Origin of the sequence: Sphingomonas sp. T1, from assembly GCF_902506585.1 — a bacterium.
GTDB lineage: Bacteria > Pseudomonadota > Alphaproteobacteria > Sphingomonadales > Sphingomonadaceae > Sphingomonas > Sphingomonas aerolata.
This window is the reverse complement of record NZ_LR733875.1, coordinates 3,663,549-3,676,938: the sequence shown is the minus strand read 5'-3', so window position 1 is coordinate 3,676,938 and position 13,390 is coordinate 3,663,549. Positions and strand designations below refer to the sequence as shown.

Annotated in this window: 8 protein-coding genes; 4 read left to right on the top strand and 4 right to left on the bottom strand. The window is 65.3% G+C overall.

Going from position 1 to position 13,390, the window contains the following annotated elements; genetic code table 11:
* Positions 1 to 4: 4 nt before the first annotated feature.
* Positions 5 to 3,088, bottom strand: a complete 3,084-nt coding sequence (locus GV027_RS16865) for a TonB-dependent receptor (protein ID WP_159512547.1) — start codon at positions 3,086 to 3,088, stop codon at positions 5 to 7.
* 403 nt (positions 3,089 to 3,491) lie between these two features.
* Between GV027_RS16865 and GV027_RS16860 the strand changes: the two genes are divergently transcribed.
* Positions 3,492 to 5,840 carry a GH92 family glycosyl hydrolase gene (locus tag GV027_RS16860; protein ID WP_236559275.1) on the top strand — a complete coding sequence of 783 codons (2,349 nt, stop codon included), beginning with the start codon at positions 3,492 to 3,494 and terminating at the stop codon, positions 5,838 to 5,840.
* On the opposite strand, the gene rsgA is transcribed toward GV027_RS16860, so the two are convergent.
* The 3 genes from rsgA to GV027_RS16845 all read right to left on the bottom strand — a co-directional run bounded on the left by rsgA (position 5,837) and on the right by GV027_RS16845 (position 8,256).
* Positions 5,837 to 6,835 carry a ribosome small subunit-dependent GTPase A gene (gene rsgA / locus GV027_RS16855; protein WP_201302638.1) on the bottom strand — a complete coding sequence of 333 codons (999 nt, stop codon included), beginning with the start codon at positions 6,833 to 6,835 and terminating at the stop codon, positions 5,837 to 5,839. The two genes, GV027_RS16860 and rsgA, sit on opposite strands and share 4 nt — an antisense overlap.
* Before the next feature lie 195 nt (positions 6,836 to 7,030).
* Positions 7,031 to 7,723: a VIT1/CCC1 transporter family protein gene (locus tag GV027_RS16850; protein ID WP_159512546.1), complete on the bottom strand. Its 693-nt coding sequence runs from the start codon at positions 7,721 to 7,723 to the stop codon at positions 7,031 to 7,033.
* Complete coding sequence (locus GV027_RS16845) at positions 7,720 to 8,256, bottom strand: DUF3833 family protein (RefSeq protein WP_159512545.1); 537 nt, start codon at positions 8,254 to 8,256, stop codon at positions 7,720 to 7,722. Before GV027_RS16845 ends, GV027_RS16850 begins: the two co-directional genes overlap by 4 nt.
* Positions 8,257 to 8,322: 66 nt before the next feature.
* On the opposite strand from GV027_RS16845, the gene GV027_RS16840 reads away from it, so the two are divergent.
* The 3 genes from GV027_RS16840 to GV027_RS16830 all read left to right on the top strand — a co-directional run bounded on the left by GV027_RS16840 (position 8,323) and on the right by GV027_RS16830 (position 13,380).
* The gene (locus GV027_RS16840) at positions 8,323 to 9,000 is read left to right on the top strand and encodes an RNA polymerase sigma factor (RefSeq protein ID WP_201302637.1); all 678 of its coding nucleotides are present in this window, start codon (positions 8,323 to 8,325) and stop codon (positions 8,998 to 9,000) included.
* On the top strand, positions 9,000 to 10,022 hold the full coding sequence (locus GV027_RS16835) for a FecR family protein (protein WP_159512544.1): 1,023 nt from the start codon (positions 9,000 to 9,002) through the stop codon (positions 10,020 to 10,022). Before GV027_RS16840 ends, GV027_RS16835 begins: the two co-directional genes overlap by 1 nt.
* Positions 10,023 to 10,161: 139 nt before the next feature.
* Positions 10,162 to 13,380, top strand: a complete 3,219-nt coding sequence (locus GV027_RS16830; RefSeq protein WP_159512543.1) for a TonB-dependent receptor — start codon at positions 10,162 to 10,164, stop codon at positions 13,378 to 13,380.
* The last annotated feature ends 10 nt before the right edge of the window (positions 13,381 to 13,390 follow it).

The following is a 13,390-nucleotide window of genomic DNA, read 5'->3' as shown; positions in this document are numbered from 1 at the left end:
GCCATCAGAAGTTGAACGACACGCCGACATAGGCACGGCGCCCGAAGTAATTCCGATAGACGAAGCGATCCTTGGTATCGTTGCCGAGATGCTGGCTCTCTTCCGACTTGGTCAGGTTGATGATCGAGGCGGTGATGTTGAGCCGGTCGGTCAGCGCATAGGCGGCGTTGAGATCGACCTGTTCATACGGGCTGGTATAGACGTTCAGCCCCGACTGAAGCCCGCCAACGACCTCGCCGCGGCGGTTGTACGATGCGCGGACCAGCACCTTGCCATGCTCGTAGAAGACCGAGGCGTTCATCTGCGTCTTCGCGCTCCCGACCAGCGCGGACGAGCCGACCGACTGGCCGTCGAGCGTCACGTCGGCGACCGACGTGTCGTTATAGGTGAAGTTGACCTGCGCACCCAGCCCGAAGGACAGCGTGTGCTGCGCATAGAGCTCGACACCCTGCGACCGCGCGTTGGATCCGTTCGCGACCGTCGAATAGGGCTGGATCAGCACCTGCTCCCCCGCCACCTCGCGCGTGACGTTCAGCACCAGCGGCACGACGAAATCGGACACGTCCTTGCGGAACAGCGTCGCGCCCAGCACCGAGCCGCGATGGAAATACCATTCGATGCCGGCGTCATACTGCCATGCCGAGAACGGGTTGAGCTCCGAATTGCCGCCGCTGCCCGACCAGCCCTCGAATTCGCCGAACTGGCCGCGATCGAACGCATATTGCGGCGAGCGATAGGTCAGCGACCGTTCCGACCCGAGATTGGCGAAGGACGGCCGTGAAATGACCTTGGCGACCGCACCGCGGACCAGCAGGTCCGGGGTGATCTCGTACGAGATGTTGAAGCTCGGCAACCAGTCCGTGTAGGTCTTGGTCTGGTCGGCCCGCGTGTTGACGATCGTCTCGCGGACACTCAGCGGCAGGACCTGGCAATTGCCGTCCGCGCCCAGCGGGCGGTTCGGATCGAACGACCCGTTCGGCCCGTTGACGCAATAGTCGTTCAGATACTGGAGCCGGTCGGACGTGTTGCCCGACTGACGCGTATTGGCCATGCGCACACCGATATTGCCGCGCAGACCGCCAGTGCCAAAGTTCGCCTGCGCATACCCCGCGAACACGCGCTCACCCAAATCATAGACGAAGTCGCGCTCGTTGACGCGGACCGCGTCGCCATAGGTCGCGTTCAGATAGCTGAGATACTTGTCGAAATTGATCCCCGGCACGACGTTGGCGTTGAACCCGCCGTTGATGTTGCCGATCGGATTTTCATAGAAGAATTCGGGCCGCGCGACCGCGCCGGCCGCGGTATCCTGATAGCGGATCTCGTTGGCCGCATCGGCATACCATTCATTGCGTCCGGTCTCGCGGTGGATGCTCAGGTCACGCCATTTGCCGCCGATCTGCACCGACTTCAGGAACCCGTCGAACCGGCGCGTCAGGTCGAGCTGGAGATACCGCTGCGCCAGATCGCTGTTCGTGAAGCTCGAATTGGTCGATCCGACGTCGATCTGCGCGATGCCGTTGCGGATGTTCTGCTGCAATTCGGGCGAGAAGGTGAAATCGGCGATGCCGTTCGAAATGTCCCAGTTGCTGACCAGATTGCCGTTCTGCTCCTGGCCGGGGATCGTCAGCCGCGGCTTCGAAGCGACGCTGAACCGCGCCGACGGGCCGCCGCTCGACTTGGTCTTCCCGAGTTTCAGCACCGCGTCGAACCGGTCCTGGCTGTACTTCACTTCGGTTTCGAACGTGTTCGAGACCTGCTTTTCGCGGCTGTACGTGCCGCCGATCTGCGGCGTCTCCATCGTGCACGGGGTCGCTCGCGCGAGACAGCCCGTCCCCGCCGCCGGGACCGCGAAATTGGCCGACTGGAAGATCGTCCCGGACTTGTCGAGCGTCGCGCCGGTGAAGAAGTCGTTATAGCCCCATTCGGGGATCTTCAGATTATTGGCGGTATAGTCGCTGCTATAGCCGAAGCGGAAATAGTTCGACGTGACCGTGACATTCTCGAACGGACGGAACTGCGCGGTCGCCTGGATGCCATAGCGTTCGCGTTCCTGGTCGAACACCTGCGCATTGACCGACTGCGGCGCCCAATAGCCCGAATAATGCGTGCCGTCGCGCGCGGTCGTGCCCTGCCCCGGCCAATAGGAGATTGCGTCGTCATTGGCGAAGGGCTTGCCGTTGACGTCGGTCGCGGGCGTCAGGACATTGCCCTGCGCGTCGCGGTCGCTCCACCACAGCCAGCTTTCCGAGCTGCTGCGCAGTTCGCGGTTGGTCCGCTTCTGCCACACGCCGCCGACCAGCAGGCCGAACGTCTCGTCCTCGTTCTTCCACGACAGCTGTCCGCCGAGCTGCGGCTCGAACTTCTCGGTGGTGTCCGAATAGGTGCCCTCGGTCGAGACGAAGCCCGACCAGGCCGGGACGTCGAACGGCTTGCGTGTGTTGAGGATGATCGTGCCGCCGACGCCGCCTTCTTCCAGCCGTGCCTCGGGCGACTTGTAGACCTCGGTGCTGGCGATAAAGCTCGACGGCAGCAGGACATAGTTGAATGACCGCTGTGGATCGCCGCTGTCCGCGCCGGCCAGGAAGTTGCCGTTGAGCAGCGTCAGCGTCAGGTCGGACTGGAGCCCGCGGATGCTGACCCGCGCGCCTTCGCCGCCGTCGCGCGTGATGACCACGCCCGGCACGCGCTGCAGCGCGTCGGCGACGTTCTTGTCGGGGAACTTGCCGATATCCTCGGCGGTGATGACGTCGACGAACGCGTTGGCTTCGCGCTTCTGGTTCAGGCTCTTCTCGATCGAGCGGCGATAGCCGGTGACGACGATATCCTGCTCACCCGCAACGGCCGACGCGGTGTCCGCCGTCTGGCCCGAGGGCGCGGTCGCCGTCGATGCGGGCGTTACCGCGTCGGGCGCTCCGGTCGTGTCGCCGGTCTGCGGTGTCGTGGCGGCTGCGGGCAATGGCGGCGCGACATCCTGCGCGCCCGCCGTCCCGGCCAGCGCCGCGCTCAGGCTTGCGCCCGCGAGCAGAAACCGCAGCGCGCGGCGGCGATGCGACGGAACGGCATATATTGTCTTGGTTGCGCTCATCAGACTTCCCCTTTTCGGCGTGCGGGACGTCCTTGCCCCCTCACGTCTCCCTGCCGATCGCGTGCCTGCCCCCGTATTCGGGTGGGACGTCCGGTTCATCGGATCATCACGGTACGTCGTCTTTGCTTGCCTATTTGCCAATTATAAAAGTAAATTGTCAAATGGATTATGCGGAGCAGATTTATGCCGTTTCGGTCTCAACATTCGCAACATTCGCCGCGGCTCGGAACTTGGCCGAACCGGCACTAATCCTGCCGAGCGGTTCGCCGGCGGCGGGCCGTCTTGCCAAATCGCCCCGCAAACTGAATGCTGTCGTCTTCAACTTGGCCGGTATCAGCACCCGGCCTTGCCGCTCCGGCCCCAGACTCCGGAGCCCCTTCCCCTCCCAGACCGGGTGACCGCCATGCCAATGCTCAAGCGTCTCTGCCTCGCCGGATCGGCGCTCGCCCTGCTCGCCACCGCCCCCGCCCTCGCCCAGACCGCGCCGCGACCGAGCGACTCGGTCGATCCGCTGATCGGCACCGGTGGTGAGGGGCATACCTTCCCCGGCGCCGTCGCCCCGTTCGGCATGGTCCAGCTCTCGCCCGACACCGACACGTCCTGCGTCCTCCGCGACTGCTATCCGCACGCCGCCGGCTATCGCTACGACGACCCGACGATCGTCGGCTTCAGCCACACCCATTTCTCCGGCGCCGGCCATTCGGATCTCGGCGACGTGCTGGTGATGCCGGTCGCCGGCGACGACGTGCCGATGGACCCGGGCACGCCCGCCGCCCCCGGCTACCGATCGCGCTTCTCGCACGCCACCGAAACCGCGAAGCCCGGCTATTACGCCGTCACGCTCGCCGATCGCGGAACCCGCGCCGAAATGACGGCCGGCTCGCGGGTCGGCGTGCACCGCTACAGCTTTCCCGCGGGCAAGGCGGCGCATCTCGTCCTCGACCTCCGCTCGTCGCTCTACAATTATCCCGGCAAGATCCTGTGGTCGGGGCTGCACCTGCGCGACGACGGTGTCCTGACCGGCTTTCGCGAAACCCGCGGATGGGCACCCGGGCGCAAGCTCTTTTTCGCGATGCGCTTCTCCGCCCCCCTGACCGGCCACGCGCTCGTCAACCGCGAGACCGCCATCCCGTACAAGGGTTTCCAGGGGCCGGGCCGCGACAGCGACGCGCTCGCGGAAAAGCTCGGCCAGGCGCTCGAGGCCCGTCTCGATTTCGGCGTCCTGACGAAACCGCTCGAGGTGAAGGTCGGGATCTCGGGCGTCGACGAAGCCGGCGCGCTCGCCAATCTCGACGGTGAAGCGGGCGGCTTCGACGATATCCATGCGCAGACGCAGGCTGCCTGGGACACCGCGCTCGGCGCCGTCACGTTCGAGGCCGAGGCACCGATGCGCCGCATCTTCGCCACCGCGCTCTACCACAGCCTGCTCGCGCCGAGCATCTGGAGCGACCGCGACGGCCGCTATCGCGGGCCCGACGACCAGATCCATCAGGCGACCGATTTCACGGTCCGGTCGACCTTCTCGCTCTGGGACACGTTCCGCGCCGAACACCCGCTGCTGACCCTGATCCAGCCGGAGAAGACCAATACCGACATCGTCCGCTCGCTGCTCGCCAGCCAGACGCACAGCCCCGACGGCATCCTCCCGGTCTGGCAGTTCGCCGGGCGCGAGACGTGGACGATGATCGGCTATCACGCCGTCCCCGTCATCGCCGATGCCTATATGAAGGGCATTGGCGGCTTCGATGCCAACGCCGCGCTCGACGCGATGGTCGCGAGCGCGGATCACGCCGCCTATGGCGGGCTCGGCGAGTATATCGCGCGCGGCTATGTCCCGATCGACAAGGAACCCGAAGCCGCCTCCAAGACCGTCGAATATGCCTATGACGACTGGACCATCGCGCGGATGGCGCGGAAACTCGGCCGGGCGGACATCGCCGGGCGCTTCGAGAAGCGGGCGGGCAACTGGCGCAACAGCTTCGACGCGTCCTCGGGCTGGCTCCGCGCGCGCAAGACCGACGGCCAGTTCCGCACCCCCTTCGACCCGACCGCAATCAACTACGGCTCCGACTATACCGAGGGCAATGCCTGGCAATATAGCTGGTTCGTGCCGCAGGATCAGGCGGGGCTGTTCCGCCTGCTGGGCGGCGACGCCAAGACGATCCGGAAGCTCGATGCGATGTTCGATTTCGACCTGTCGAAGATCGACTACAGCCATGCCGAGGACATCGCCGGGCTGATCGGCCAGTATATCCACGGCAACGAGCCGAGCCATCATGTCGCCTATCTCTACAGCTATGCCGGGGCTCCCTGGCGGACGCAGGAGCGGCTGGGGCAGATCGTCGCCAGCCAATATGCCGACACGCCGGTGGGATTGAGCGGCAATGACGATCTCGGACAGATGTCCGCCTGGCTCGTCTTCACCGCACTCGGCTTCTACCCCGTCGCGCCGGGCGCGAACGAATATGTCATCGGCCGCCCCTTCCTGCCCAAGGCGACGCTGATGCTGCCCGGCGGCAAGCGGTTCGTGATCAGCACGGACAACCTTTCGACCGCCAATCGCTACGTCCAGTCGGTCACCCTGAACGGCCAGCCCCTCACCCGTGCCTATCTTCGCGATGATGAGATCCGACAGGGCGGCAAATTGCGGTTCGTGATGAGCGCCCGGCCGAACCGGCAATGGGGGAAGAGCGCATCGTCGCGACCGTTTTCGAGCTCTACCGCGGTTTCAAGCCCCCCGACGCGGCGCTAGCGAGAACGCCGTCGGGAGGTGCGTGCGGTGGCGGCGGTCTCGCCCGCTTCCAGCGCACGCCAGCGCGCAAAGCGTTCGGGCGTCAAAATGCCCGCGTCGATCCCCGCGCGCACCGCACAGCCCGGCTCGCCGCCGTGCGCGCAGTTCGAGAACCGGCACTCCTGCGCTGCGAGGGTAAAGTCATCGAACACTTCCGCGATGCCCGCGGCCGCGTCGGACAATTGCAATTCGCGCATGCCCGGCAAATCGAGCAGCCAACCGCCCTGGTCGAGCCGGTGCATCTGGCGCACCGTGGTCGTATGCCGCCCCGTCCCGTCATGTTCGCGGATCGCCTGGGTGGCGATACTGGCGGATCCGCGCAACGTGTTGACGAGTGTCGACTTGCCGACGCCCGACGACCCGAGAAAGGCGACGGTCTTGCCGATACCGCACCAGGCGGCGAGACGCGCCACAGCGTCAGGTTCGCGGCCGTCGACGGTCTCGACGATCAGCCCGGGCTCGATCGCGCGAACCGCGTCCACATAGGTCTCCGGCGTGTCCGTCAGGTCGATCTTGGTGAGGATCACGACCGCATCGACCCCGACCTCGCGTGCCAGCACGAGATACCGCTCCAGCCGCGCAACGCTGAAATCCTGGTTGCACGACGCGACGAGGAAGACCGTGTCGACATTCGCGGCGATCATCTGCTCACCGCGCGGATCACCCGGCGCACGGCGCTTGAACAGGTTCTTGCGACCGAGCACACGCAGCGCCTGCGCCCTGTCCGCGCTGGTCAGCAGCCAGTCGCCCACGGTCGGGTGATCGTCCGACGGCGTGGCACCGGCAATATAGGGCGACAGATCGCCAGCCCAGCCCGCCCCTGCCACGGCGATCTGGCCGCGGTGGACGGCCATGACCCTGGCGGGATGACAATAGGCAACTTCGGTCGCCGAGACCTGGCTCTCGAAATGTGCGTCCCAGCCAAGCTGTTCCAGGGTCTGATCAGCAGAATCCATAAGGGTGCAGCAGCATCTTTCCTTGCGGGCCGATCGCCGGCCCTTCCGTCTACGATCCGGTCGTATACGCCGATAGGAGGCGGTTACCAGTCGCACCCACGATCAAAAACGCCGCTATTGGCGCCCTTTCGTCGAAGCCGCCGCGCGCACTTTCACGCGAGCCGCGGAAATCCGCACCCGGCTCGGGGCCAGGTATCAGACCGCGCGACCCACGAGATGCCCGATCACGGCCGTCGCGGCCATCGCCGCCGCACCCCAGAACAGGACGCGAAGCGCCGGCCGCCACGGGCTTGCGCCACCCGTCCGCGCCCCGACAATCCCCAGCAGCGCGAGGAAGACCAGAGTCGCTGCCGTCACCGCTAGCAGCCGGTGTGGCGCAGGCGTCAGGATGGCCACCAGCAGCGGCGGTATCGCGCCGACGACGAAGCTGACAGCGGACGCGAATGCCGCCTGGAGCGGGCGTGCCATGACGATTTCGGAGATGCCGAGTTCGTCACGGGCATGCGCGCCGAGCGCATCATGCGCCATCAATTGCCGCGCGACCTCGCTCGCGATCGTCGCATCGAGACCGCGCGCCACGTAGATCTGCGCGAGCTCGTCATGCTCATGCATCCAGTCGCTTGCGAGTTCGCCGTGCTCGCGCGCCAGATCGGCAGCCTCGCTGTCGGCCTGCGAACTGACCGACACATATTCGCCCGCGGCCATCGACATTGCCCCCGCGACCATCGCCGCCGCGCCGGCCACGAACACGGCGCCAGTCGTTGCACCTGATGCGGCAACGCCCGCGATCAGGCTCGCGGTCGACACCATCCCGTCATTCGCGCCGAGCACCGCGGCACGAAGCCAGCCGCTCCGCGATACGAGATGACGTTCGCGATGCGCGCTCATGGCAGTATCCTGATGGTTTCGCCGAGCGTCGCCACCGTCATGCCGAGTTTGCGGACGATCAGCCGGTTCTGCGCGACCCGGGCATCGGGTGACAGCGTCAGCCACTGATCGACCATCATGCCGCCGCGCATACGAAAGGCCAGATGCAGGCGATTGCCGACCGCCTCGCCCATCACCGGTCCGGACGCGTCAGTCAGCGTGCCCGTGTAGCGCCCGTGCCCGAGCGGAACGATCCGCCATTGCCGATCGCGCGGCGGCTTGCCCTGCTGCTCGATATGCTGGTCCAGGATCAATGTTCTGTCGGGAGCGACGCGACCGACGCTCGCGACATGCGTCCGGACCGGCGCCCGAAATGCGATCTTGAGCACGCCCGTTCCGTCCAGCCGCCCGGCGAAGAACCGTTCAGCGACAAAGGCCGGTTGCGCGGCGATCGACGCGGTGCTCGGTCCACCCGCGCAGGCGCACGGCAGCAGCGCAAGCGGCACTGCAACGAAAGTCGTCAGACGGGGAACCGGGATCATCCTCTGCTTCATCGCCATCCTCGTCGTCGCATGCGCCGCAGGGCTCTCAGTCCGCGGTCACGCTCTCGCGCCAAGACGTTGCGTTCGGCCGTTCTCGCCGAGCTGGCAATATGTATCTACCCACCCCGCCCGCGGTACGCGCTGCTGATCGTGGAGTTGCCTGACGAACCCCATAACCAAAGCGGCTTTTTAAACTGTGCACATCGCGCGCCTGCCCGTCTATCTAGCATGATGAAGCATAGGCCTCCGGCCGGCGCGATGCCGGCACGCGATCTGTCGGCGGCCATGGAACGCATGCGGCCGGCGCTCATGGCGTTCTTCGTCCGTCGTCTCAGCGATCCCGTGCAGGCGGAAGATCTGATCCAGGATCTCTTCATCCGCATGGCGACGATGAGGGGGCCGGCCACCGACAATCCCGAAGGCTATATCTTTCAGGCAGCCGCCAACCTGTTGCGCGATCAATATCGACGTGACGCGACGCGGTACCGGTATCAGCAATCGCGAGCGACCGATGCTGACCTCGGCGTCGATCCGATCGACGCCGAGCGGTTGCTGTCCGCGCGGCAGAGCGTCGGGTGCGTCGCGCGCACGCTGGGCGGCCTGCCTGACCGGACTCGCCAGATTTTCATTCTCTACCGATTGGAAGGCATGCAGCGTAAGGCGATCGCCGATGCGTTCGGCATTTCCGTGAGCGCGGTCGAGAAACATATCGCGAACGCAATGCGCGCGCTGCTTGCCGCCATGGGAGACTCGTAATGACCGCGCCGCAATCCGATGCGGACCCCGTCATCGACTGGTGCCTGCGGTTGTCCGACGGCCCCTTGTCTCCGCAGGAGCGCACCGACCTGCACGCATGGTTGGCCGACGACCCGCGCCGGGGCGAGCGCCTGGGCGCAGCGCTTGCCGCCTGGGACGCGGTTGAGGAAAATGCCGACGCTCCGGAGATGCTCGCGCTACGCCGCGAAGCGCTCGGTGCCGTACATCGCGCGGGGCAGCGTCGCTGGATCCGGACGCCGATGGTGTCCCGACCTGTGGCTTGGGCGATCGCGGCTGTGCTCCTGCTTGCGCTTTCGCTGGGCTCGCTGGCGTGGCGCCACGGCGGCCGCGACGAATATCGCACCGCGATCGGTGAACGACGTGTCATCGCGCTGGCCGATGGCTCGCGTCTGTCGCTCGACGCCGACAGCATGGTCACGGTCGCCTTCAGCCCGCAACGCCGCGACATCGTCCTTGAGAAGGGTCGCGCGCGCTTCAAGGTCGCAAAGGATCCGCTGCGCCCGTTCGCCGTACGCAGCGGGCGAAACGTGGTGATCGCAACCGGGACCGAGTTTTCGGTTGAAAGGCTCAGCCGCGAAGTGCGGGTCGCGCTGTTCGAGGGTCGGGTCGCGGTGTTGCGTGATACCCCCCAGGGGCAGATGAACGAGGTCGTCCGGCTGGGTGGGCACCAACTGACCGCAGAGCGTGCGCTGACCCCGGGTCATGAGATCGGCCTGCCGGTATCGGGGTTCGTCGGATCCGTGAGCTCATCGATTGGAAACGACGGCTGGGGCGCAGAGCAGGTGAGTTTCACGTCGGAGACACTCGTCGCCGCCGCCGAACGCATGAACCGCTATGCCCAGCGCCGCCGGATCATCGTCGATCCGGGTGCCGCGGACATTCGCGTCAGCGGGGTCTTCAACAATGGCGATGTCGATGCCTTTGCCGACGCAATCGCCACAACCTTCCCGGTCGATGCTGCCGTTGACGGCGAGGGGATCCGCTTGAGCCGCCGTCGCTGAAACCGAGATAAAGCGAAATTATAAGATAATTTTCGTAATGAAGTGAGTGTTCGACACCCTCGTACGTCACAAAAGTATAACAGAGGAAGAGGGGCGATCGATGATGTTAAGGGACCGACGAATTCTTGGCGTAAGCTGCGTGGCAATCGCTACGGTGATGGCGGTCTCTCCGGCACAGGCGCAGCGGGTGGTTCGCGTCGACATCAAGGCCCAGCCACTCGGCCCGGCGCTGCGGTTGCTCGGCCGCCAGATGCACGTGCAGATGGTGTTCGACGAAACCCTCCTCGCCGACCGCGTATCCCCGACAATCAGCGGATCGATGACACCGGACGTGGCGATCGACCGGCTCCTGCAGGGCAGTGGTCTCGTCACGTCGCGAACGGGACAGGGCGTCTATGTGATCGCACGCCCCGCCGCTCCGATGCGCGTGTCGATGACGGGGTCTCAATCACAGGTTTTGCCGCAACGCCCGGCGAACCAGCCCGACACGGAACAGGACGACACGACGGGTCCGACGCCGCCTGGTGGCGACATCGTCGTGACGGGATCGCGCATCCGCTCGAAAAATCTCGTCGAAACCGCGCCGGTGACCAGCGTCAGCCAGGCGGACATCAAGCTGCAGGCAGCTTTCAGCGTCCAGGATGTGCTGAACCGCGTTCCGGCGATCAAGAACAATGACACCAATTTATCGAACGGCAACGGACGCCAGCAGTTCGATTTCCACGGGCTCGGGACCAACCGGACGCTAACCCTGATCGACGGTCAGCGGATCGGTGTCACCGAGGGCATCGATGCGTCCGTCGTGCCGGTCGGACTGATCGAGCGCGTCGATCTGCTGACCGGCGGCGCATCTGCCGTCTATGGCTCGGACGCTATCGGCGGCGTGGTGAACTTCATCCTCCGCAAGGATTTCGAGGGCGTCAACGCGAACGTCAATTACGGCTTCTACAACGCCGACAATCGCGACAACATCGCCGCGCAGGCCGCGCGTGCCGCAGGCTTCGCCGTGCCCAGCGGCATGGCCAATGATGGCGGCCGGTTCGACGCCAATATCAGCATGGGCAAAAATTTCGCCGGCGGCCGCGGCAACATCTCGCTCTTCGGGGCCTATAGCCAGGTCGAGCCGGTCCTCGCATCGTCGAGGTCGTTTTCCGTCTGCCCGATCACCTTGTCGGGGCAGTCGGTCGTCTGCGCCTCACCGTCCTCGGCAACGCCGGCTGGCTATTTCCAAGCGCTGTCCGGGCCGGCGCAGAACGGCTCCGTCCTCACGAACGCGGCGGGTGGGAGTCGCGAATTCGTCCCGTTCACGGGGGCCAACGGCTACAATTACAACGACAGCTTCTATTTCCAGCGCGAGAACAAGCGATACAACGGCGCCGTCTTCCTCAACTACGAGGTTTCCCCCGCGCTGCAGCTCTACGCAAACGGGCTCTATCTGAGGTCCGAGTCGCGGAGCCAGTCGGATCCCGCTACCATCCAGCCCGGTTCGATCCCCTATGACATCAACTGCGACAACCCGCTTCTATCGCAGCAGCAGGCAGGCGCGTTGTGCGGTACTGCCGCGGGGACGGCAACGAACGTCCGCACCGATGTCCGCTACCGCTTTACCGACGCGCAGTCGACGCTGTCGTCCAACGAGATCTATCGCGCGGTGGCGGGGTTTCGCGGCGATCTGGGCAGCGCATGGCATTACGACGTAGGCGGCGTTTATTCGACCACGCTCTACCGCCAGCAACAGCTCGGCCGCATCGACCCCGCCAAGGTCGCCACCGCACTGCAGGTGGTCGACGTCAACGGCACGCCGACCTGCGCCGCGGTGGTCAGCGGATCCGACCCGAGCTGCGTCCCGCTCGACATTTTCTCTACCAACGGGCCAAGCGCCGCGGCCGTCGACTATCTGTCGTTCGCGCAGGGCGGCGGCGTGTTCCGCGAGCGGTATGAGCAATGGGTGGGCAATGCCAACGTCACCGGCGACCTCGGCGAATATGGCATCAGAAGCCCGTTTTCGACCAAGGGGATCAACATCGCGGTTGGCGGGGAATATCGGTCGAGCGGCTATCGTTCGCGCCCCGACGCCGCCTATCAGGCTGCGTTCGGGTCGACGCCTTCGACATTGTCCAACAACGCGGTCGACCTCTACGGTGAGGTCAACGTGCCGCTGGTTAGCGACCGCCCCCTGATCCGCGACCTGAGTATCGGCGCCGCGATCCGTGGATCGAAATATTCCGGCGTCGAGCGGGTGCGGTCGACATACAAGATCGACGGCAGCTGGCGGCCGATCGAGGACCTGCTGTTCCGGGCGAGCTACAACAAGGCAACCCGCGCACCGAGCATCTACGAACTTTCGTCGAACGCCAACGCCAGTTACGGCGTGCTCGACACGAACACGCTGGGCGATCCGTGCGCAGGGACGAGCCCCGTTGCGAGCCGCGAGGTCTGCGCAAGCACCGGCGTGACCGCCGCACAATATGGCGCGATCCAGCAATGTCCGGATTTCCTGTGCACTGTCCGCAACGGTTCCGAAGGTCTGGTGACGCCCGAAGTCGCGCACACCTACACCTACGGCCTCGTCCTGACGCCCCGCATGCTGCGCGGCTTTTCCGCGACCGCCGATTATTACAGCATCGAGATCCAGAACGGCATCGGCTATTACCGCGCAATCGATTTCCTGCAGACCTGCGCGAACACCGGCTATGATTTCTTCTGCGGACAGTTGAAGCGCAACGCCGACGGGACGCTGTTCAGCAACGCCGGAGCAGCAACGGGCTATATCAACCAGGGATACAGCAACCTTGGCCGAACGAATGCCCGCGGGTTCAACTTCTCTGCCAATTACGACACGCGGATGGGCAACTGGGCGCGGTTCTCCACCAGCTATGTCGCGACGCTGCAGACCGCCAAGGGCGGTGATCTCGGCCTCCCCGACACCGACTTCAACGTGGTCGGGCTGTTCGGGCCCTATGCCGGGCAGGGCTATCGCCGGTATCAGCACAATTTCCGGTTTACGCTCAGCTCGCCCGAAGCTGCGCAGACCCAGGCGCTGGTCTCGGTCAACTGGAGGCATAATTCGGGGCTGAAGAACTCGCGCCTCGATGGAAATCCGATCTTCGGCGAGGACGATCCGAGCGTGCCTGATGCATATAAGTATCTGCCCGCCTATGACGTGTTCGACCTGAGCGGGAGCGTCACCGTATCGCGGGCGCTGACGCTGAGAATGGTCGTCAACAACGTGCTCAACCGGGCGGCGCCGGTTCGTCCCAGCCCCCCGCTCGAGGCGGCGGAGCGCGTCAACACCTCGCCTTCGGTCTATGATGCGCTCGGCCGGTCTATCAACATCGGGGCGACCCTGGATTTCTAGGGCCGTAGCC